The sequence below is a fragment of the Pseudomonas sp. NFACC08-1 genome, from assembly GCF_900106735.1.
In the GTDB taxonomy this organism is placed as follows: Bacteria; Pseudomonadota; Gammaproteobacteria; order Pseudomonadales; family Pseudomonadaceae; genus Aquipseudomonas; species Aquipseudomonas fluorescens_Q.
Genome location: NZ_FNNL01000001.1, coordinates 589,515 through 608,891 on the forward strand (window position 1 = coordinate 589,515; position 19,377 = coordinate 608,891).

17 protein-coding genes and 1 pseudogene are annotated in these 19,377 nt (G+C 62.9%); 13 read left to right on the plus strand and 5 right to left on the minus strand.

What is annotated here, in order from left to right:
- Positions 1–617 precede the first annotated feature (617 nt).
- The 9 genes from mdcA to madM all read left to right on the plus strand — a co-directional run bounded on the left by mdcA (position 618) and on the right by madM (position 7,871).
- A complete protein-coding gene (gene mdcA, locus BLU76_RS02765) occupies positions 618–2,288 on the plus strand; it encodes a malonate decarboxylase subunit alpha (protein WP_092150706.1) in 1,671 nt (556 codons plus the stop codon).
- The gene (locus BLU76_RS02770) at positions 2,289–3,164 is read left to right on the plus strand and encodes a triphosphoribosyl-dephospho-CoA synthase (protein WP_092150709.1); all 876 of its coding nucleotides are present in this window, start codon (positions 2,289–2,291) and stop codon (positions 3,162–3,164) included.
- Positions 3,164–3,463, plus strand: coding sequence for a malonate decarboxylase subunit delta (locus tag BLU76_RS02775; protein WP_003206454.1), 300 nt, complete (start codon positions 3,164–3,166; stop codon positions 3,461–3,463). Before BLU76_RS02770 ends, BLU76_RS02775 begins: the two co-directional genes overlap by 1 nt.
- Positions 3,456–4,307 carry a biotin-independent malonate decarboxylase subunit beta gene (locus BLU76_RS02780; protein ID WP_092221409.1) on the plus strand — a complete coding sequence of 284 codons (852 nt, stop codon included), beginning with the start codon at positions 3,456–3,458 and terminating at the stop codon, positions 4,305–4,307. The genes BLU76_RS02775 and BLU76_RS02780 overlap by 8 nt, the downstream gene beginning before the upstream one ends.
- A complete protein-coding gene (mdcE, locus tag BLU76_RS02785; RefSeq protein ID WP_092221411.1) occupies positions 4,304–5,107 on the plus strand; it encodes a biotin-independent malonate decarboxylase subunit gamma in 804 nt (267 codons plus the stop codon). The genes BLU76_RS02780 and mdcE overlap by 4 nt, the downstream gene beginning before the upstream one ends.
- Positions 5,104–5,724 (plus strand): malonate decarboxylase holo-ACP synthase, encoded by a 621-nt coding sequence (locus BLU76_RS02790; protein ID WP_092221584.1) that lies wholly within the window; start codon positions 5,104–5,106, stop codon positions 5,722–5,724. Before mdcE ends, BLU76_RS02790 begins: the two co-directional genes overlap by 4 nt.
- Positions 5,721–6,641 carry a malonate decarboxylase subunit epsilon gene (gene mdcH, locus BLU76_RS02795; protein WP_092221413.1) on the plus strand — a complete coding sequence of 307 codons (921 nt, stop codon included), beginning with the start codon at positions 5,721–5,723 and terminating at the stop codon, positions 6,639–6,641. The genes BLU76_RS02790 and mdcH overlap by 4 nt, the downstream gene beginning before the upstream one ends.
- A gap of 67 nt (positions 6,642–6,708) precedes the next feature.
- Complete coding sequence (gene madL / locus BLU76_RS02800; protein WP_072346252.1) at positions 6,709–7,101, plus strand: malonate transporter subunit MadL; 393 nt, start codon at positions 6,709–6,711, stop codon at positions 7,099–7,101.
- 5 nt (positions 7,102–7,106) lie between these two features.
- Positions 7,107–7,871, plus strand: coding sequence for a malonate transporter subunit MadM (gene madM, locus BLU76_RS02805; RefSeq protein WP_072346254.1), 765 nt, complete (start codon positions 7,107–7,109; stop codon positions 7,869–7,871).
- 110 nt (positions 7,872–7,981) lie between these two features.
- Here madM and BLU76_RS02810 read toward each other — a convergent pair whose 3' ends face one another.
- Positions 7,982–8,896, minus strand: coding sequence for a LysR family transcriptional regulator (locus BLU76_RS02810; protein ID WP_092150724.1), 915 nt, complete (start codon positions 8,894–8,896; stop codon positions 7,982–7,984).
- Between the two features lie 292 nt (positions 8,897–9,188).
- Between BLU76_RS02810 and BLU76_RS02815 the strand changes: the two genes are divergently transcribed.
- Positions 9,189–9,806 (plus strand): PAQR family membrane homeostasis protein TrhA, encoded by a 618-nt coding sequence (locus BLU76_RS02815; protein ID WP_018609564.1) that lies wholly within the window; start codon positions 9,189–9,191, stop codon positions 9,804–9,806.
- A gap of 40 nt (positions 9,807–9,846) precedes the next feature.
- Here BLU76_RS02815 and BLU76_RS02820 read toward each other — a convergent pair whose 3' ends face one another.
- Positions 9,847–10,566, minus strand: coding sequence for a 16S rRNA (uracil(1498)-N(3))-methyltransferase (locus tag BLU76_RS02820; protein ID WP_092221415.1), 720 nt, complete (start codon positions 10,564–10,566; stop codon positions 9,847–9,849).
- Positions 10,567–10,772: 206 nt separating this feature from the next.
- Positions 10,773–12,179, minus strand: coding sequence for an adenosylmethionine--8-amino-7-oxononanoate transaminase (locus tag BLU76_RS02825; RefSeq protein ID WP_092221417.1), 1,407 nt, complete (start codon positions 12,177–12,179; stop codon positions 10,773–10,775).
- A gap of 224 nt (positions 12,180–12,403) precedes the next feature.
- Between BLU76_RS02825 and BLU76_RS02830 the strand changes: the two genes are divergently transcribed.
- The 3 genes from BLU76_RS02830 (at position 12,404) to BLU76_RS02840 (ending at position 16,149) form a co-directional block, all read left to right on the plus strand.
- Entirely contained in the window at positions 12,404–14,167 is a 1,764-nt protein-coding gene (locus BLU76_RS02830) for a flavin monoamine oxidase family protein (protein WP_092221422.1), read from the plus strand.
- An 801-nt stretch (positions 14,168–14,968) separates the two neighbouring features.
- Entirely contained in the window at positions 14,969–15,520 is a 552-nt protein-coding gene (locus BLU76_RS02835) for a cytochrome b (RefSeq protein ID WP_092150736.1), read from the plus strand.
- A 32-nt stretch (positions 15,521–15,552) separates the two neighbouring features.
- Positions 15,553–16,149 carry a YceI family protein gene (locus tag BLU76_RS02840; protein ID WP_063323987.1) on the plus strand — a complete coding sequence of 199 codons (597 nt, stop codon included), beginning with the start codon at positions 15,553–15,555 and terminating at the stop codon, positions 16,147–16,149.
- A gap of 244 nt (positions 16,150–16,393) precedes the next feature.
- Here BLU76_RS02840 and BLU76_RS02845 read toward each other — a convergent pair whose 3' ends face one another.
- Together BLU76_RS02845 and BLU76_RS02850 are read right to left on the minus strand one after the other, a co-directional pair.
- On the minus strand, positions 16,394–18,262 hold the full coding sequence (locus BLU76_RS02845; protein ID WP_170862076.1) for an RNA helicase RhlE2: 1,869 nt from the start codon (positions 18,260–18,262) through the stop codon (positions 16,394–16,396).
- A gap of 261 nt (positions 18,263–18,523) precedes the next feature.
- Positions 18,524–19,305: pseudogene (locus tag BLU76_RS02850) on the minus strand (substrate-binding periplasmic protein).
- Positions 19,306–19,377: the final 72 nt, after the last annotated feature.

The following is a 19,377-nucleotide window of genomic DNA, read 5'->3' on the forward strand; positions in this document are numbered from 1 at the left end:
AACCAAAGCGCTTTTGCCCCACCACTCGGTGCCTCGCTAGGGCTCGGCATGCCCGAACGCAGGCATTGCTCCGTGGGCCCGCCGCGAAGGGCCATCCATGGCCCAGCGCGGCTATCCCGGCATCCATGCCGGGATGCCCACTCCACAATGCCTGCGTTCGGCCAGCGTGGTTAACGGGGCGCCGAAATCAACGTCCATCGCGAGGCGGCCTTATAGCCGACCTGTTTCGCCCGGGTGTACTCAATTCCAATGTGGGCTGGCCCGCGAAGGCGGCGGCACATTCTGCATTGATGCGAGCAGAGCCGCCGCCATCGCGAGCAGGCTCGCTCCCACACGGGGCATCGTTGCGCCGTGATTAACCGGCCTACCAATAACCCTGTGGCGAGGGAGCTTGCTCCCGCTCGGCTGCGTAGCAGCCGCGAACCCGGCAATGCGGTCTGCCTGAAAATACACAGGGGCCTGCTTCGCAGGCCAGCGGGAGCAAGCTCCCTCGCCACAGGGCGGTGTGTCCATCCCACCATTACTCCAACCGTAACGATCCGCCGCTGAGCTTGATTGATGCCCTCGCCACAACACTCCTAAGGTAACCCCCACGACAGCGAATCCGTGGAGTGGTCATGACAACAACAATATCCCCCGACTCGCGCTGGACGCGGCGACGCAGCGAAAAGCAGCGGCGTCTCGAACTGGTGAAGGGGCTTGCCGACGGTGTGGTGTTGCCCACCGACAAGATCGTTGCAGCGCTGGAAGCGTTGATCCTGCCCGGCGACCGCGTGGTGCTGGAGGGCAATAACCAGAAGCAGGCGGACTTCCTTTCCCGCTCCCTGGCGAAAGTCGATCCTTCGAAGCTGCACGACCTGCACATGATCATGCCCAGCGTCGGCCGTTCCGAGCACCTCGATCTGTTCGAACGCGGCATTGCCCGCAAGCTCGATTTCTCCTTCGCCGGCACCCAGAGCCTGCGCATCAGCCAATTGCTGGAAGACGGCCTGCTGGAAATCGGCGCGATCCACACCTACATCGAACTCTATGCCCGCCTGGTGGTGGACCTGATTCCCAACGTGGTGCTCTCGGCCGGTTTCATGGCCGACCGTGCCGGCAATATCTACACCGGTCCCAGCACCGAAGACACGCCGGCGCTGATCGAACCGGCGGCGTTCAGTGACGGCATCGTCATTGTCCAGGTCAACCAGTTGGTGGACGACGTCAGTGACCTGCCGCGAGTCGACATTCCGGCGTCCTGGGTCGATTTTGTGGTGGTGGCCGACAAGCCGTTCTACATCGAGCCGCTGTTCACCCGTGACCCGCGCCACATCAAGCCTGTGCATGTGCTGATGGCGATGATGGCGATCCGCGGGATCTACGAAAAACACAACGTTCAATCCCTCAATCACGGCATCGGTTTCAACACCGCTGCCATCGAACTGATCCTGCCGACCTACGGTGAGTCCCTCGGTTTGAAGGGCAAGATCTGCCGTAACTGGACCCTCAATCCTCACCCGACCTTGATCCCGGCCATTGAAAGCGGCTGGGTCGAAAGCGTGCATTGTTTTGGCACTGAGTTGGGCATGGAAAACTATATCGCCGCGCGACCGGATGTGTTTTTCACCGGTCGCGATGGCTCGCTGCGTTCCAACCGCATGGTTTGCCAATTGGCCGGACAGTACGCGGTGGACCTGTTCATCGGCGCAACGCTGCAAGTGGACGGCGACGGCCATTCCTCAACGGTGACACGCGGTCGATTGGCCGGTTTTGGCGGTGCGCCGAACATGGGGCACGACCCGCGTGGTCGCCGTCACGGCACGCCGGCCTGGCTCGACATGCGCCACGGCGATGGCGAGGCGCCGCTGCTCGAGCGCGGCAAGAAACTGGTGGTGCAGATGGTCGAAACGTTCCAGGAGGGCGGCAAACCGACCTTCGTCGAGACGCTCGACGCGGTGGACGTGGCGAAGAAAGCCGGCATGCCCCTGGCGCCGATCATGATCTACGGCGATGACGTCACCCATTTGCTCACCGAAGAGGGCATCGCCTACCTGTACAAGGCTCGTTCCCTGGAAGAGCGCCAGGCGATGATCGCGGCTGTGGCCGGGGTCACCGCCATCGGCTTGCGCCACAACCCGAAAGACACCGCGCGCATGCGCCGCGAAGGGTTGATCGCTTTGCCGGAAGACCTCGGCATCCGCCGGACCGACGCCACCCGCGAGCTGCTTGCGGCCAAGAGCGTGGCCGACCTGGTGGAGTGGTCCGGTGGCCTCTACAACCCGCCCGCCAAGTTCAGGAGCTGGTAAATGCACGCCTTCAACCTGCAACCGAAAAAACTGTCCTTGGCCGAACGTCTGGCGGACATGGCGGTGGATGCGCTGATCGACGAGGCCGACCTGTCGCCCAAACCCGCCCTGGTGGACCGGCGCGGCAACGGCGCCCACACCGATCTGCACCTGGGCCTGATGCACGCCTCGGCGCTGTCGCTGTGGCCCGCGTTCAAGGAAATGGCCGAAACCGCCCTCGATTGTGGCGAAATCGGCCTGCCATTGCGCGAAGCCCTCGGCCGGATCGGCCGTGAAGGTGAAGCCGCGATGCTTGTCACCACGGGCGGCGTGAACACCCACCGTGGCGCGATCTGGGCCTTGGGCTTGCTCGTGGCGGCGACGGCGCTGGAGCCTGAATCCAGTGCGCCAGGCGCAGTCACCCTGAGAGCCGCACGTCTGGCCTTGCTCAACGACCGCTATGCGCCCCAGCCCTTGAGCCATGGTGCCCAGGTGGCTCAGCGCTACGGCGTACGCGGTGCCCGGGAAGAAGCGCAACTGGCGTTCCCGGCGGTGACCGGCCTCGGCCTGCCGCAACTCAAACGCAGCCGCGCGGCGGGGGCGGGCGAGCAGAACGCCCGGCTCGATGCCTTGCTGGCGATCATGACCACCCTGGCTGACACCTGCGTGCTCTACCGTGCTGGCGAACCCGGTTTGCAGGCTATGCAGTTGGGCGCCAAGGCGGTGCTCGATGCCGGTGGCAGTGCCAGCCTGGGCGGACGCCGCCAGTTGCACGCGCTGGACCAACAACTGATCGCCTTGAACGCCTCGCCCGGCGGCGCTGCCGACCTGCTCGCCGCCTGCCTGTTCCTCGATCGTATCGAACGCGGCGATGGCCTCTTCCCTGGAGTGTGCTGATGGAAACCTTATCCTTTGAATTCCCCGCCGGGCAGCCGCCACGGGGGCGGGCGCTGGTGGGCTGCGTCGGCTCGGGCGACCTGGAAGTGCTGATCGAACCCGGCCTGGCGGGCAAGTTGACCATTCAGGTGCAGACCTCGGTCAACGGCAGTGAACAACGCTGGCAGCATCTGTTCGCCCGCATGTTCGACGGCCAGACACCGCCGGCCTTGTCTATCGACATCCACGATTTCGGCGCCACCCCCGGCGTGGTGCGTTTGCGCCTGGAGCAAGGCTTCGAGGAGATCGGCCATGACTGACAGTGCAGCGTTGCTCAACAAGCACAGTTTCGTCGAACTCGGCGCCCGGCAGCGGGCCAAGGCCTTGCTCGATGACGGCACTTTCCGCGAACTGCTCGACCCGTTCCAGCGGATCATGTCGCCCTGGCTGCTGCGCCAGGGCGTGGTGCCGCAAAGCGACGACGGCGTGGTGATCGCCAAAGGTAGCCTCGATGGCTTGCCCGTGGTGATCGCCGCCATCGAAGGCGCGTTCCAGGGCGGCAGCCTCGGTGAAGTCGGCGGGGCGAAGATTGCCGGTGCGCTGGAACTGGCCGCCGAGGACAATCGCAAAGGCATCCCGACCCGCGCGGTGTTGCTGCTGGAAACCGGCGGCGTGCGTTTGCAGGAAGCCAACCTCGGGTTGGCGGCGATTGCCGAGATTCATTCGGCGATCGTCGACCTGCGCCAATACCAACCGGTGGTCGGTGTGGTGGCCGGCAGCGTCGGCTGTTTCGGCGGCATGTCCATCGCCGCCGGGCTGTGCAGTTATCTGCTGGTGACCCAGGAAGCGCGGCTGGGCCTCAACGGCCCGCAAGTGATCGAGCAGGAGGCCGGGATCGACGAATACGACTCCCGCGACCGGCCGTTCATTTGGAGCCTGACCGGCGGCGAACAGCGTTTCGCCAGTGGACTGGTGGACCGTTACGTCGCCGATGATGTGGCGCGGATCCGCCAACAGGTCAGCCAATTGCTGCACCTGGGCGTTCCCGCGCAACACCGCAGCGGCCAGGCCGAGCTGTTCCTGCAACGCCTGGCCCGTTTGGACACTGAAGTGCAAATCGAGCCGGCCACGGTTCGTCAGCTGTATCAGGGAGAACGCCCATGAACTCGTATTCATTGAGAGGCTTGCGCTGGTTCGAAGCCTTGAGCGGCGGCGCCAAACCGTTGGAAGGCTTGCCTGCTTCGTTGAAGGTCGCGGACGTCACGCTGGGCGGGCAACACGTGCGCCTGCTGGCGGTGGTGGCGGATCCCGACAGTCGTTTTCCCCGTGCCCGCAATGGCGAGGTGGGTTTGCTCGAGGGTTGGGGCCTGGCCAAGGCCGTGGACGATGCCATCGACGCCGACCGTGATGCCTCCCACAAGCGTGCGTTGATCGCCGTTGTCGATGTGCCGAGCCAAGCCTATGGCCGGCGCGAAGAAGCCCTCGGTATTCATCAGGCCTTGGCCGGTGCAGCGGACAGCTATGCCCGCGCACGATTGGCCGGGCATCCGGTGATCGGCTTGTTGGTGGGCAGGGCGATGTCCGGAGCGTTTCTGGCCCACGGCTACCAGGCCAATCGGCTGATTGCACTGCGCGATCCGGGGGTGATGGTCCACGCCATGGGTAAGGCCTCGGCGGCGCGGGTGACCCTGCGCAGCGTCGAGGAGCTTGAAGCCCTGGCCGCCAGCGTGCCGCCGATGGCCTATGACATCGACAGCTTTGCCAGCCTGGGGTTGTTATGGGAAATTTTGTCGGTGGAGCAAATCGAACAGCCCTTGGCGGAGGATCTGACGCGGGTGACGGATTGTCTGCTCCAGGCGATTGAAGATGTCGAGGCGGGGCCGCGTGATCTGAGCGGCCGTCTGGGGGCGTACAACCGTATCGCGTCGAGCCGGGTTCGCCAACTGCTGAGAGAGCAGTGGTGAGTACGTATCTGGCCCATGACCTGCTCTGGGGGCTGACTCCGGAGCAGTTGGCTGCGGATGCGCCAACATGGGTAGTCGAGTCGATCACCGCCGGTCAACCGGTGGTGGTTCGGCGCGCACTGACGGCACCGGATCAAATCGCGGTCGGCGTGCGCGGGCGCTTGCGCGAGCAGCGTTATGCAACCTCGATGGCGATCGCGGCGATTGCCCGTCGCGTCATGCCAGAAGACCTTTGTCACGTTGCCTCGACTCGCGACTTGCCAGCCCTGCAAGCGCTGTCCCGCCTGCGTCCGCTGCTCGATGCCAGTGGCTGGACCTGGGGCGTCAGCGGCAGCGCCGGGTTCGAGCTTGCCACGGGTATCGAGGCGCTGCATGAACGCAGCGACCTGGATTTGATTCTGCGGGTGCCGCATTTTCTCGATCGTCTCCAGGCCGGGGAATTGCTGGCGCAACTGGATGCCTCGGTTTGTGCCGTGGATATGCAGTTGCAAACACCCTGCGGTGCCGTCGCCTTGCGCGAGTGGGCGGGTTCGTCGCGGTGGGTCTTGCTCAAGGACGACGTGCAGGCACGGCTGGTGAGCGATCCTTGGCAGCCTTCATTGGAGCAAGTCGCGTGAGCAGCCTCTTCGTCTTTCCCGGCCAGGGTGCGCAGCGCGCGGGCATGCTCCAGGGCCTGGTGCCGCAAGTCCTCGACGAGGCGGCTGACGTGCTCGGTGAGGACGTGTTGCAACTGGACAGCGCCGAAGCCTTGCAGTCGACCCGCGCCGTGCAGCTGTGTTTGTTGATCGCCGGTGTGGCGGCGGCCCGTCAACTGCTGGAGCAGGCACCTGCCCCGGACTACGTGGCGGGACTGTCCATCGGTGCTTATCCGGCGGCGGTGGTGGCCGGGGCGCTGGGGTTCGAGGATGCTTTGCGGCTGGTCAGCCTGCGGGGCGAATTGATGCAGCAGGCGTATCCGCAAGGCTATGGCATGACCGCGATCATCGGCCTCGACCTCGCGGCAGTGGAGGCATTGCTGGCGCAGGTGCACAGCGACCACACTCCGGTCTACCTGGCCAACATCAACGCGGATAACCAGGTGGTCATCGCTGGCAACGATGAGGCCATGAACAACGTTGCCAGGCAGGCGCGCAGCCTGGGCGCCGGGAAGGCCTGTCGGCTGGCGGTGAGCGTGCCGTCCCATTGTCCGTTGCTGGAAGCACCGGCCCGGGCATTGGCCCAGGCATTTGCCGACGTGTCGTTGAAGGCACCGGCCTTGGGTTATCTCAGCGGTAGCCGCGCGCGACCGCTGATCGACACCGAGGCTTTGCGCGACGACCTGGCGTTCAACATGTGCCGCGTGGTGGATTGGCGCGGCACTGTGCAAAGCGCCTACGAGCGAGGCGTGCGACTACAGATCGAACTGCCGCCCGGTGCGGTGCTGACCGCCCTGGCGCGCCGGGTATTCGAGCAGGGCACTGTCATGGCTTTCGACGGCGCCCGGCTCGACACCTTGCAGGCGCTGTTGCGTGAGGAGGGAAACCGCCAACCCTAAACCACCGACTCAAGCTGGCGAAGCACAAAAACAACAACTTCGACGATGCACTTTGAGGACTACAACAATGATTATCTACGGTGTGGCATTTTTGGCCTTTTGTACCCTGGCGGGTATTTTTATCGGTGAACTGCTGGGCAAATTGATCGGCGTGCCGGCCAACGTCGGCGGCGTCGGCATTGCGATGCTGTTGTTGATCGGCCTGGGCAGTTACCTGAGCAAGCGTGGCCTGTTCAAGGGCAAATCCGAGGCCGGCGTGGAATTCTGGAGCGCGGTCTACATTCCCATTGTGGTGGCGATGGCGGCGCAGCAAAACGTCTACGGCGCGCTCAAGGGCGGACCGATGGCGATCCTGGCCGGAACCCTGGCGGTGGTGATTGCCTTTGCGTTGGTGCCGGTGCTGGTGCGCATTGGTAACAAAGGGCCCCAGGGCAACGTCTCCGTTAAGACGGTCGGGTGATTGCCATGTACGAATCCATGATGAAAGTCATCACCGGCTACGGCCTGATCAGCGGTTTTGCGATTGTCGGCATCACCATGTGGGTGTCCTACTGGATCAGCAACACGTTCACCAAAGGTCGGCTGCATGGTTCGGCCATCGCCATTCTCCTGGGGCTGGTGCTCTCCTACATTGGCGGGGCTATGACGGGTGGGCAGAAGGGGGTGGTGGACATTCCGCTGCTGTCCGGGATTGGTTTGCTGGGCGGTGCGATGCTGCGGGACTTTGCCATCGTCGCCACGGCGTTTGGCGTGAGTATCGAAGAACTCAAGCGCGCCGGTTTCGTCGGGGTGCTGGCGCTGTTCGTCGGGGTCGCTACGTCGTTCATCGCTGGCGTGGGCGTGGCGATGGCGTTCGGTTACACCGACGCGGTGAGCCTGACCACCATTGGCGCCGGGGCGGTGACCTACATCGTCGGGCCGGTGACCGGGGCGGCGATTGGTGCCAGTTCCGAGGTGATGGCGTTGTCCATTGCCGCCGGGTTGATCAAGGCAATCCTGGTGATGGTAGCGACGCCGTTCGTGGCACCGTTGATTGGCCTCAACAATCCGCGCAGCGCGGTGATTTTCGGTGGCCTGATGGGCACCTCCAGCGGCGTGGCCGGTGGCCTGGCGGCCACCGATCCGAAACTGGTGCCATATGGCTGCCTGACGGCGGCATTCTATACGGCGCTTGGGTGCTTGTTGGGGCCTTCGTTGTTGTTTTTGATCATGCGGGGGTTGATGGGGTAGGGCCTGGTCTCTTTGTCGACAGGACTGTCCCATCGCGAGCAGGCTCGCTACCACAGTTGACCGCGTGTCCCTGTGGGAGCGAGCTTGCTCGCGATGAAGGCAACACGGTCTCAAGCCTGGCGGTTGGCATACATCCGGCACTCAGCCAACAGCGCCAGCAGATTCGGATCACGCTCCTTGGCCTTCAGGAACACCACGCCAATGCGCTGTTGTAGCCGATACCTTTCCTGCAACGGGATCAATTTCACCCGGTTTTCATACACCGCCGCAATTCGTCCCGGCAGCAACGCGTAGCCCACCCCGGAGCTGACCATGCTCAGCAGGGTGAAGATGTCGTTGACCTGCATTGCCACCTTCGGTTCGAACCCCGCCTGCTTGAACACCCGGATACCGTCCTGGTGCGTGGCAAAACCCTGGGTCAGGGTGATGAACGTCTCGTCGCGCACCTCGGCCAGATCGACCTCGCTGCGCCGGGCAAAGGGCGAGTCGGCCGGCGTGGCGAGGAAGATGTCATCGCAAAACAGCTCGATATGCTCACAGTCCGGGTCGTTCACGCTGTCGTCCAGGGAGATCAGGATCGCGTCCACTTCCATGTTCTTGAGCTTGTAGAGCAGGTCGATGTTCGAGCCCAGGATCAGGTCGATATTGAGCTCGCTGCGACGGATTTTCAGGCCCATGATCAGTTGCGGCACGGTCTTGACCGTCAACGAATACAGCGAGCCGAGCTTGAAGCGTTCGGCGGAGAAACCGGCGGCTTCGCGGGTCAGGCGTACGCTTTCGACCACGTCCTGGATCAGCTTCTGCGCCCGCTCTTCCAGCACGTAAGCACTTTCCAGCGGCGTGAGGTTGCGGCCTTCGTGCTTGAACAACGGGCAGCGCAGGGCGCTCTCCAGCGAGTGAATGGCCCGGTGCACACTGACATTGCTGGTCTGCAACTCGGCTGCCGCCCGCGCCAGGTTGCCGGTGCGCATGAAGGCCAGGAACACCTCGAGTTTCTTCAGGGTCAATTCTTCGTCGATCAGCATAGGGTGGGCTCTTATTCGTATCGCCCGATTGTGCCCCAATCGACTCTTTTTGGAGGGGTTAATCTGTGGCGAGGGGATTTATCCCCGCCGGGCTGCGCAGCAGCCCCAATTCTGCCGCATCACCGTGTCAGGCAAATTGCATTCAACTGTATTGGGGCCGCTTCGCAGCCCAGCGGGGATAAATCCCCTCGCCACAGGGTGTCGTGTGCCCTGAGGACTACAGCAAACCATTGCACTTTGCAGCGCCAGGCCTGAGCCTTGGCGTCTGCTCTGGAATGTGAGGTGGGACTGGATGTATCACGGAGAACGACTCAATGCCTGGACGCACTTGGTCGGGGCGGTGGCGGCTTTTATCGGGGCGGTGTGGTTGCTGGTGATTGCCGGGATGGCGGGCGATCCGTGGAAGATCGTCAGTGTGGCGATCTACGGGTTCACCCTGCTGGTGCTGTACAGCGCTTCGACGGTTTACCACAGCGTGCGCGGGCGCAAAAAAGCGATCATGCAGAAGGTCGATCACTTTTCGATCTACCTGCTGATCGCCGGCAGTTACACCCCGTTCTGCCTGGTGACCCTGCGCGGGCCGTGGGGCTGGACCTTGTTCGGGATCGTCTGGGGGCTGGCGCTGATAGGGATACTGCAGGAGATCAAGCCACGCTCCGAAGCGCGGATCCTGTCGATCGTCATCTACGCGGTGATGGGCTGGATCGTGCTGGTGGCGGTCAAGCCGCTGCTGGCGGCCCTGGGCAGCGCCGGGTTTGCCTGGCTGGCCTCGGGCGGCGTGTTGTACACCGTGGGCATTATCTTCTTCGCCCTCGACCATCGGCTGCGCCACGCCCATGGCATCTGGCACCTGTTCGTGATCGCCGGCAGCCTGCTGCACTTCGTGGCGATTCTGTTTTATGTGCTCTAATCCCTGAGCAACCTGGATTCAATGTGGGACCTGCGGCGGCTTAGAAATCCCCCCACAACTGCTGCGCCACCGCCAGCGCCACCACCGGCGCGGTTTCGGTGCGCAGCACGCGAGGGCCGAGGCGGGCGGCATGGTAGCCGGCGGTCTTGGCCTGTTCGACTTCGGCGTCCGACAAACCGCCTTCAGGACCAATCAGGAACGCCAGTGTCGACGGTTTGTCATGGCTGGCCAGCGGCTCGGCCACCGGATGCAGCACCAGTTTGAGCTCGGCCTCGGTCTGCTTCAGCCAGTCGGCCAGCAGCAGGGGCGGGTGGATGATCGGCACGCTCGAGCGCCCGCATTGCTCGCAGGCACTGATTGCCACCTGGCGCCAGTGCAGCAGGCGCTTGTCGGCGCGCTCGTCCTTGAGGCGCACTTCGCAGCGTTCGCTGAAAATCGGCGTGATCTCGCTGACCCCCAGCTCCGTGGCTTTCTGGATCGCCCAATCCATGCGCTCGCCTCGGGACAAGCCCTGGCCGAGGTGGATGCGCAGCGGCGATTCAGGTTGTCCGGCGAACTGCTCGTCCAATTGCACCCGCACGCGTTTCTTGCCGACTTCGGCCAGGGTGCCGCGAAACTCCTGGCCCGAGCCGTCGAACACCTGCACCGCATCGCCTCCGGCCATGCGCAGCACACGGCCAATGTAGTGGGCCTGGGCTTCAGGCAGTTCATGGTCGCCGAGGCTCAGGGGCGCGTCGATGAAGAAGCGGGACAGTCTCATGTCGGATCTCTGAAAAAGTTAACGGTGCTATGAGGCCCCCCACACCTGTGGCGAGGGGATTTATCCCCGTTGGGCTGCGAAGCAGCCCCAAATACATCCAACGCGATTTGCCTGAAGCACTGGGGTATCCGGTTTTAGGGCTGCTGCGCAGCCCAACGGGGATAAATCCCCTCGCCACAATGGTGTTCCAACAGTGCATCGCGATATCAGCCCGGATCGCGATAACCGGGATGAAAGTCCTTCGGCACCGCCACGCTGACCTTGTCCCGGGTGGCGATGTCGATGCCCTCGCTGGCCACTTCGGCCAGGAAATCGATCTGCTCCGGGGTGATGACATACGGCGGCAGGAAATACACCACGCTGCCCAGTGGGCGCAGCAAGGCACCACGCTCCAAGGCATGCTGGAACACACTCAGGCCGCGCCGTTCCTGCCACGGATAAGCGGTTTTGCTGGCCTTGTCCTTGACCATCTCGATGGCCAGCACCATGCCAGTCTGGCGCACTTCGGCGACGTTCGGGTGATCGGCCAGGTGCGCGGTGGCGCTCGCCATGCGCTGGGCCAGGGCCTGGTTGTTTTCGATGACGTTGTCGTCCTCGAAGATATCCAGTGTCGCCAGGGCCGCCGCGCAGGCCAGCGGGTTACCGGTGTAGCTGTGGGAATGCAGGAAGGCGCGCAGGGTCGGGTAGTCGTCGTAGAAGGCGCTGTAGACCTCCTCGGTGGTCACGCACGCGGCCAGCGGCAGGTAACCGCCGGTCAGGGCCTTGGACAGGCAGAGGAAGTCCGGTGTGATACCGGCCTGCTCACAGGCGAACATCGTCCCGGTACGGCCAAAGCCGACGGCGATTTCGTCGTGGATCAGGTGCACGCCATAGCGATCGCAAGCCTCGCGCAGCAACTTCAGGTACACCGGGTGGTACATGCGCATGCCGCCGGCGCCCTGGATCAGCGGTTCGACGATCACTGCCGCCACCGTGTCGTGGTGCTCGGCCAGGGTCTGTTCCATGGCCGCGAACAGGTTGCGCGAATGTTCTTCCCAACCCATGCCTTCAGGACGGTGGTAGCAGTCGGGGCTCGGCACCTTGATCGTGTCCAGCAGCAACGCCTTGTAGGTTTCAGTGAACAACGGCACATCGCCCACCGACATCGCCGCGATGGTTTCGCCGTGGTAACTGTTGCTCAGGGTGACGAAGCGCTTCTTGTCCGGCCGACCGCGATTGATCCAGTAGTGGAAGCTCATCTTCATCGCCACTTCGATGCAGGACGAGCCGTTATCGGCGTAGAAGCACCGGGTCAGGCCTTCGGGCGTCATCTTCACCAGGCGCTCGGACAGCTCGATCACCGGCTGGTGGCTGAAGCCGGCGAGAATCACATGCTCCAGCTGATCGACCTGATCCTTGATGCGCTGGTTGATGCGCGGGTTGGCGTGGCCGAACACGTTGACCCACCAGGAGCTGACGGCATCGAGATAGCGCTTGCCTTCGAAATCTTCCAGCCACACGCCTTCACCGCGCTTGATGGGGATCAGCGGCAGCTGTTCGTGATCTTTCATCTGGGTGCAGGGATGCCACAGCACCGCGAGGTCGCGTTGCATCCACTGGTTATTCAGGCCCATTAACAGTCTCCTCGAGGCGGCTCGCGGCGGGCGCGGGCAAAACAATCGCGCAAGCCTATGCAATGGCGGCCCTGGGGACAACCCATTGTGTCATCGCGGCGACTTTGAGCGAGGCGATAGACGCCGCTGGCGGCGCTTTGATGGCTGACGTATTCTTCGCGGCTCTTCTGGGCTGTCTGGCTCGAAAAACTGAAATTACCTACGTTTACTCCGGAGTTCGTTGAATGTCTGCTGGTTGGCTGCGCGCCTGTGCGCTGGTGATGATAGGGCTGTTCAGCGTTTCGGCGCTGGCCAAGGACAAGCAACCGACGGCCATCGTCATCGGCGGCGGCCTGGCGGGACTCACGGCGGCCTATGAGCTGCAGAACAAAGGCTGGGTCGTGACCCTGCTGGAAGCCAAGCCGAGCCTGGGCGGTCGTTCGGGCATGGCCACCAGTGAGTGGATCGGCAACGAGAAGACCCAGCCGGTGCTGAACAAATACGTCTCCACATTCAAGCTGAGCACCACGCCGGCGCCGGAGTTCGTCCGCACCCCCAGCTACCTGATCGACGGCACCTACTTCACCGCTGCGGACCTGGCGACCAAACAGCCGGCCACGGCTGAAGCCCTCAAGCGCTACGAAACCACCCTGGACGAACTGGCGCGCTCCATCGAAGACCCGCAGAACCCGGCGGCCAACAACACATTGCACGCGCTGGACCAGATCACCGTGTCCAACTGGCTCGACCGTCTGCAACTGCCGGCCACGGCGCGGCAGTTGGTGAACCAGGAGATTCGCACCCGTTACGACGAGCCTTCGCGTCTGTCGCTGCTGTATTTCGCCCAGCAGAACCGCGTCTATCGTGGCGTGTCCGACCGCGACCTGCGGGCCTCGCGCCTGTTGGGTGGCAGCCCGACCCTGGCCCAGGCGTTCGTCAAGCAACTGAAAACCATCAAGACCAATTCGCCCGTGTCGGCCATTTCCCAGGACAAGGACGGGGTGACCGTCAAGGTTGGCGCCGTTGGCTATCAGGCTGACTACGTGGTGCTGGCGGTGCCGCTGCGGGCGCTGAACAAGATCCAGTTGACCCCGGCCCTGGATGCCCAGCATCAAGGCGCGATCAAGGGCACCAACTACGGCTGGCGCGACCAGATCATGCTCAAGTTCAAGACCCCGGTCTGGGACAGCAAGGCGCGCATGTCTGGCGAGATCTACAGCAACACTGGCCTGGGCATGATGTGGATCGAGCCGGCCATGAAGGGCGGCGCCAACGTGGTCATCAACCTGTCGGGCGACAACGCCCGGGTGATGCAGGCGTTCGGCGACAAGCAGATGGTCGACCAGGTACTGATCCGTCTGCACGCGTTTTATCCCCAGGCCCGTGGCGCGTTCACCGGCTATGAAATCCGCCGCTACAGCACCGACCCGTCCATGGGCGGCGCGTACCTGGCCTTTGGTCCGGGCCAGATCAGCAAGTACTGGCGCCTGTGGGAAAAGCCGTTGCAGCGCGTAGCCTTTGCCGGTGAACACACCGACACCCTGTATCCGGGCACCCTGGAAGGCGCGCTGCGCAGCGGCCAGCGGGCCGCCAGCCAGGTTGAAGACCTGGCGGCGGGCAAGTCGTTTGAACCGGCCAAGGTCGCGCCTGCTGCAACGGCGGCAGCTGCCGGTGCCGTGGCGGCGAAGAAGGGCAACTTCTTCAGCAACCTGTTCGGTGGCTCGGATGACGAGAAGAAGCCGGAGCCGGTCAAGGCACCGGAGCCGGTAGCGCCGCCTCCAGCGCCTGCACCGACACCCGCCCCAGCGCCTGCCCCGGTAGCGCCACCCGCGCCTGCCCCGGTGAACGTCGAACCCGCCAAGAAAGCCACGGCCAAGCCTGCGGCGAAAAAACCGGCGGCCAAGGCCCCAGCCAAAAAAGCCCCGGCCAAGGCTCCGGTAAAAAAGGCCGAGCCGGTGAAGAAGCCAGCAGTCAAACCGACGACGGCTACTGAGACGAAGGCTCAGTAACGATCAGGCGGAAAGAACGCGGCTCAAGGACCTAATGCTGTTCACTTAAGGCAATCGACAAACCCGTGGCGAGGGAGCTTGCTCCCGCTGGGCCGCGAAGCGGCCCCAAAACCTGCCAAATGCGGAGCATCAGATACACCGCACCTGCCGGTTTACGACTGCTTCGCAGCCGAGCGGGAGCAAGCTCCCTCGCCACAGGGCCATCATTTTTCTTGAGTGAACCGCATTGGGCTCAAGGGCCGTGTTTTTTATCCAGCATCGAGCGTACCGGCGCCGCCACCTAAAGCGCGGCTCAAGGGTCTAGCACTGTTCGCTCAAGGCTTGTCTGAATCATTGTGGCGAGGGAGCTTGCTCCCGCTGGGCTGCGTAGCAGCCCCTTTTTGTGAGCGCTTCGCACTCAAGCGGGAGCAAGCTCCCTCGCCACGGATTCATCGCCACACCCAGAGCCCGGCGTTGTACAACGAGCGCCAACGTCCTATACGCCGCGGCGATATATCGGAAACTTCCCACCTATTAACAGGATGGAAGTGATAGAGCGCACCAGTCATCGGCCCTAGGCTCCTTAATACACATGCTTCATGGCACAAAACCGCCGTGAGCAGGCTGCGATAGGGCCCTTTCCATCACGCGATCACTGCTTGCGCCGGTCGCCATCACCCACCATTTCCCCCTTTAATCTTTCCTTAACCCACCTCTCCCAGACTGATCATCGTATTTCTCGATATTTCAAAGCGAAAATTTCCGCTTTAAATCGATAGATAACTCGCTAGTCTTGGACGCAGTTTTTACAGGATATGAGCAATGCAGCTACGCAACTCTTCTTCTCGTTATGGCTGGGTCAGTATCACCCTGCACTGGGGCATTGCGCTGGTGGTGTATGGGTTGTTCGCCCTGGGCCTGTGGATGGTCGGCCTGGATTACTACAGCACCTGGCGCAAAGACGCGCCAGACCTGCACAAGAGCATTGGCCTGGTGCTGCTGGCAGTCATGTTGCTGCGGGTGATCTGGCGTTTCGTCAGCCCACCACCACCGACCCTGCCAACCTATGGCCGCCTGACCCGCGTCGGCGCCAAGCTTGGCCATAGTGCTCTGTATCTCGGGTTGTTCGCCGTGATGATCGCCGGTTACCTGATTTCCACCGCAGACGGTGTCGGGATCCCGGTGTTTGGTTTGTTCGAAGTCCCCGCGCTGGTGTCCGGACTGCCCGATCAGGCAGACGTCGCTGGCGAGATTCACCTGTACTTGGCATGGGCGTTGGTCATTTTCTCCGGCCTCCATGCGTTGGCAGCATTGAAACACCACTTTATCGACCGTGACGCGACCCTCAAGCGCATGCTGGGACGCCAAGCCTGATGTTCAACCTCGACTCCAAAGGAATAGAAAGCATGTTGAAAAAGACGCTCGCCGCCCTGGCAATCGGTTCTGCCCTGCTGTCAGCCGGCCAGGCCATGGCTGCCGACTACGTGGTCGACAAGGAAGGCCAGCACGCCTTCGTCGACTTCAAGATCAGCCACCTGGGCTATAGCTACATCACCGGTACTTTCAAGGACATCGACGGCAAGTTCAGCTTCGACGCCGCCAAGCCAGAAGACAGCAAGATCGAGTTCAACGTACGTACCGCCAGCGTGTTCACCAACCACGCCGAGCGCGACAAGCACATCGCCAGCAAGGACTTCCTGGAGGTGTCCAAGTACGCCGATGCCAAGTTCGTGTCCACCAGCGTCAAATCCACCGGTAAGAATGCCGCTGGCAAAGAGACTGCCGACGTGACCGGCGACCTGACGCTGCACGGCGTGACCAAGCCAATCGTGGTCAAGGCCACCTTCCTGGGTGAAGGCAAGGACCCATGGGGCGGCTACCGTGCCGGCTTCGAGGGCACCACCAGCATCAAGCGTTCCGACTTCGGCAAGATGATGGACCTGGGTCCACAATCCGACGCCGTTGAGCTGTACATCTCGTTTGAAGGTGTCAAAGCGAAGTAACCTTCGCACTGACAAAAAACGCCCCTGGTCTTGCGATCAGGGGCGTTTTTTATTACGCGGATTCGGGCAGCACAGAAAACCCTGTGGGAGCGAGCTTGCTCGCGATGGCGTCTTGCCGGTCGATTTGATGCTGACTGACATACCGCTATCGCGAGCAAGCTCGCTCCCACATTTGGAATTGTGTTGGACCAAAAAAAGCCCCAGGTCGCGAGACCTGGGGCATTTTTTCAACGCTTGGAAAAACTCAGCGATTGCGCGTCAGCAATGCCGGTTTTTCGCCCCGTGGACGGCTTGGCAGTTGATCCAGCTGTTCAGGCGTCGGGAAACGATCGGCTTTCGATTCCTTGTGCATGATCTTCGGCTGGTTGCTGCGCGGGTTCTGCACGGCGGGTTCCTGACGAGGCTGGTCCTCGCGGGCCGGACGGCGCGGGCGGGTGTCATCGCGGCGAGCCTGACCGTCACGCGGGGCACCGTTGCGTGGGCCGCTGCGCTTGGCCGGTGGCGTGCCGGTGGACGAGCCGTTGCTGTTGCGCGGGCCATTCTGGCGACCTTGTGGCTGGCCGCTGCGCGGCGCGCCTGCAGTTGCACCCTGTGCCGGGGCACCCGGGCGACGACCACGGCCCTGGGCCGGTTTCTGCTGGGGCACGTAGTCGACGCGGTTACCGAAGTTATCGATATCGTCGTCCAGGAACTCGTCCGGGGCACGATCAGCCGCGGCGCGCGGGGCTGGACGCTGCTGTTCACGGGCTGGAGTGCCTTCGCGGGGCTTCTGTTCGCGGGCTGGGCGTTCGCCGCGGCCATTGCTGTTGCTGGCCGATTTTTCCTTGCCCTTGTCCTTGCCTTTGTCTTTGCGGCCACCGCCACCACCGCCGCCATTCGGACCGTCGCCACGCGGGCCACGGGCATTGCGCGGATTGCGCACGTCCGGACGTTCGCGCACTTCAGGCTTCTCGGCCTCGATGGTGCTGGCATCGAAGCCCATCAGGTCGCCATCGGCGATTTTCTGCTTGGTCATGCGCTCGATGCTTTTGAGCAGCTTTTCTTCGTCCGGTGCGACCAGCGAGATCGCTTCGCCCGAGCGACCGGCCCGGCCGGTACGGCCGATACGGTGCACATAGTCTTCATCGACGTTCGGCAGTTCGAAGTTGACCACGTGAGGCAGTTGGTCGATATCCAGGCCACGGGCCGCGATGTCGGTGGCCACCAGGATGCGCACTTCGCCGGCCTTGAAGTCGGCGAGGGCTTTGGTGCGGGCGTTCTGGCTCTTGTTACCGTGGATCGCCACAGCCGGCAGGCCATGCTTGTCCAGGTACTCGGCCAGGCGGTTGGCGCCGTGCTTGGTGCGGGTGAACACCAGGACCTGTTCCCAGGCACCGGCGGTAATCAGGTGCGCCAGCAGAGCACGCTTGTGGCTGGCCGGCAGGCGGAAGACGCGTTGCTCGATGCGCTCGACCGTGGTGTTCGGTGGCGTGACTTCGATGCGCTCCGGGTTGTGCAGCAGCTTGCCAGCCAAGTCGGTGATGTCCTTGGAGAACGTCGCCGAAAACAGCAGGTTCTGACGCTTGGCGGGCAGGCGAGCGAGGACTTTCTTCACGTCATGGACAAAGCCCATGTCGAGCATGCGGTCGGCTTCGTCCAGCACGAGGATTTCCACGTGGGACAAATCGACGCTGCCCTGGCCGGCCAGGTCCAGCAGGCGACCGGGGCAGGCCACCAGTACATCGACGCCACGGGACATGGCCTGGACTTGGGGGTTCATGCCCACGCCGCCAAAAATGCAGGCGCTGACGAACTTCAGGTCGCGAGCGTAGACCTTGAAGCTCTCGTGTACCTGGGCCGCCAGTTCGCGGGTTGGGGTCAGGACCAGTACGCGCGGTTGGCGCGGGCCATGACGCTGGGACTTGTCTGGGTGACCGTTGGGGAACAACCGCTCCAGGATCGGAAGGGCGAAACCGCCGGTTTTACCAGTACCTGTCTGCGCCGCGACCATCAGGTCACGACCTTGCAACACGGCGGGAATGGCCCGCTGTTGCACGGGGGTAGGCTGGGTATAGCCGGCGGCTTCGATGGCGCCGACTAAAGCCTCGGAGAGACCGAGGGAAGCAAAGGACATGAGTAATCCTGTTTTAGTGAGGGCCTGGCCCAATGGGATAGTCTTGCCTGGCGCGAATGACGTTCAACATGGAAACGTCATCCCGTCCGGTCCTGCCGGGTCTGAAAGACGGGTCCGGACAGGGCTCGCGCGGGCTGGAAGCTGCGCTGTAGCGGTGTCGGGATGCCTTTTGCAAGACCGGGCGTCCGGGCGTGAGCCTGGCGGGAAGGCCGGAGTATAACAGAGCAAACGCCGTGCGCCGCTTTCCTGCTGCTCAACGGTTTATTTCAACGTTGACCCAGGCCGGGCGAGATGACCTTGGCCACTGGGCCGGCACCGTAGCGGGCGCTCAGTTCGGCATAGGCGGGTTCGCGCTTGAAACGCTTGAGTTCGGCACTGAAGCGTTGCACCAGCAAATCCATCCCGGCATTGCGCCGCACCGCCAGGTATTGGCTTTGGCGGCTCACGACCATCGGGTTTTCGGTAATCTGGTCGCCCAACTGCATGTGTTCGAGCACATGTCGGCCCACCCTGCGGTCGGTGATGAGCAGGTCGATGCGTCCCAACTGCAACTTGCCGAAATTGGCTTCGTGGGTTGGCGCCGTTTCCCGGGTGAACAGGGTCGACTCACTGAAGGCCTGGCTGTAGAGATAACCGGGTGAGGTGCCGACGGTCAGGCCGCGCAGGTCATCGAGCGTGCGAAACGGATGGGGCCGGGCATTGGCGTAGAACATCACGAACTCTACGTCCGACAGCGGTTCGCTGGGGTAAAGCAGCATGGCATCGCGTTCATCGCTGTGGAAAATGTCCAGCGCACCGTCCGCCAACCCCTGCTCCAGCATCACCAGGCAACGCTTCCACGGCAGGAACTGCCATTCCACGTCGATGCCCAGGCGCTTGAAGACAATGGCCGTGGTTTCGTAGTCCAGGCCCAGCATCTTGCCGTTCTCTTCGTAGACATACGGGGCCCAGGGTTCGGTGACAATGCGCAACTTCTCGGCCCGGGCAGTCATGCTCAGGCACAAGAGGAGAAGGGCTGTCAGTAACCGGGCAATAACGGGCATGGCCTGAGGTTACGACGAGAACTCCTCAAATAGCTAGAGCGCTCTGGCTCGCGCCTTAGTTGCCTTTTACTT

Coding starts and splice junctions, on each gene's coding strand:
- mdcA (WP_092150706.1), top strand. CDS start 618: ATGACAACAACAATATCCCCCGACTCGCGCTGGACGCGGCGACGCAGC.
- BLU76_RS02770 (WP_092150709.1), top strand. CDS start 2,289: ATGCACGCCTTCAACCTGCAACCGAAAAAACTGTCCTTGGCCGAACGT.
- BLU76_RS02775 (WP_003206454.1), top strand. CDS start 3,164: ATGGAAACCTTATCCTTTGAATTCCCCGCCGGGCAGCCGCCACGGGGG.
- BLU76_RS02780 (WP_092221409.1), top strand. CDS start 3,456: ATGACTGACAGTGCAGCGTTGCTCAACAAGCACAGTTTCGTCGAACTC.
- mdcE (WP_092221411.1), top strand. CDS start 4,304: ATGAACTCGTATTCATTGAGAGGCTTGCGCTGGTTCGAAGCCTTGAGC.
- madL (WP_072346252.1), top strand. CDS start 6,709: ATGATTATCTACGGTGTGGCATTTTTGGCCTTTTGTACCCTGGCGGGT.
- madM (WP_072346254.1), top strand. CDS start 7,107: ATGTACGAATCCATGATGAAAGTCATCACCGGCTACGGCCTGATCAGC.
- BLU76_RS02810 (WP_092150724.1), bottom strand. CDS start 8,896: ATGCTGATCGACGAAGAATTGACCCTGAAGAAACTCGAGGTGTTCCTG.
- BLU76_RS02815 (WP_018609564.1), top strand. CDS start 9,189: ATGTATCACGGAGAACGACTCAATGCCTGGACGCACTTGGTCGGGGCG.
- BLU76_RS02820 (WP_092221415.1), bottom strand. CDS start 10,566: ATGAGACTGTCCCGCTTCTTCATCGACGCGCCCCTGAGCCTCGGCGAC.
- BLU76_RS02825 (WP_092221417.1), bottom strand. CDS start 12,179: ATGGGCCTGAATAACCAGTGGATGCAACGCGACCTCGCGGTGCTGTGG.
- BLU76_RS02830 (WP_092221422.1), top strand. CDS start 12,404: ATGTCTGCTGGTTGGCTGCGCGCCTGTGCGCTGGTGATGATAGGGCTG.
- BLU76_RS02835 (WP_092150736.1), top strand. CDS start 14,969: ATGCAGCTACGCAACTCTTCTTCTCGTTATGGCTGGGTCAGTATCACC.
- BLU76_RS02840 (WP_063323987.1), top strand. CDS start 15,553: ATGTTGAAAAAGACGCTCGCCGCCCTGGCAATCGGTTCTGCCCTGCTG.
- BLU76_RS02845 (WP_170862076.1), bottom strand. CDS start 18,262: ATGTCCTTTGCTTCCCTCGGTCTCTCCGAGGCTTTAGTCGGCGCCATC.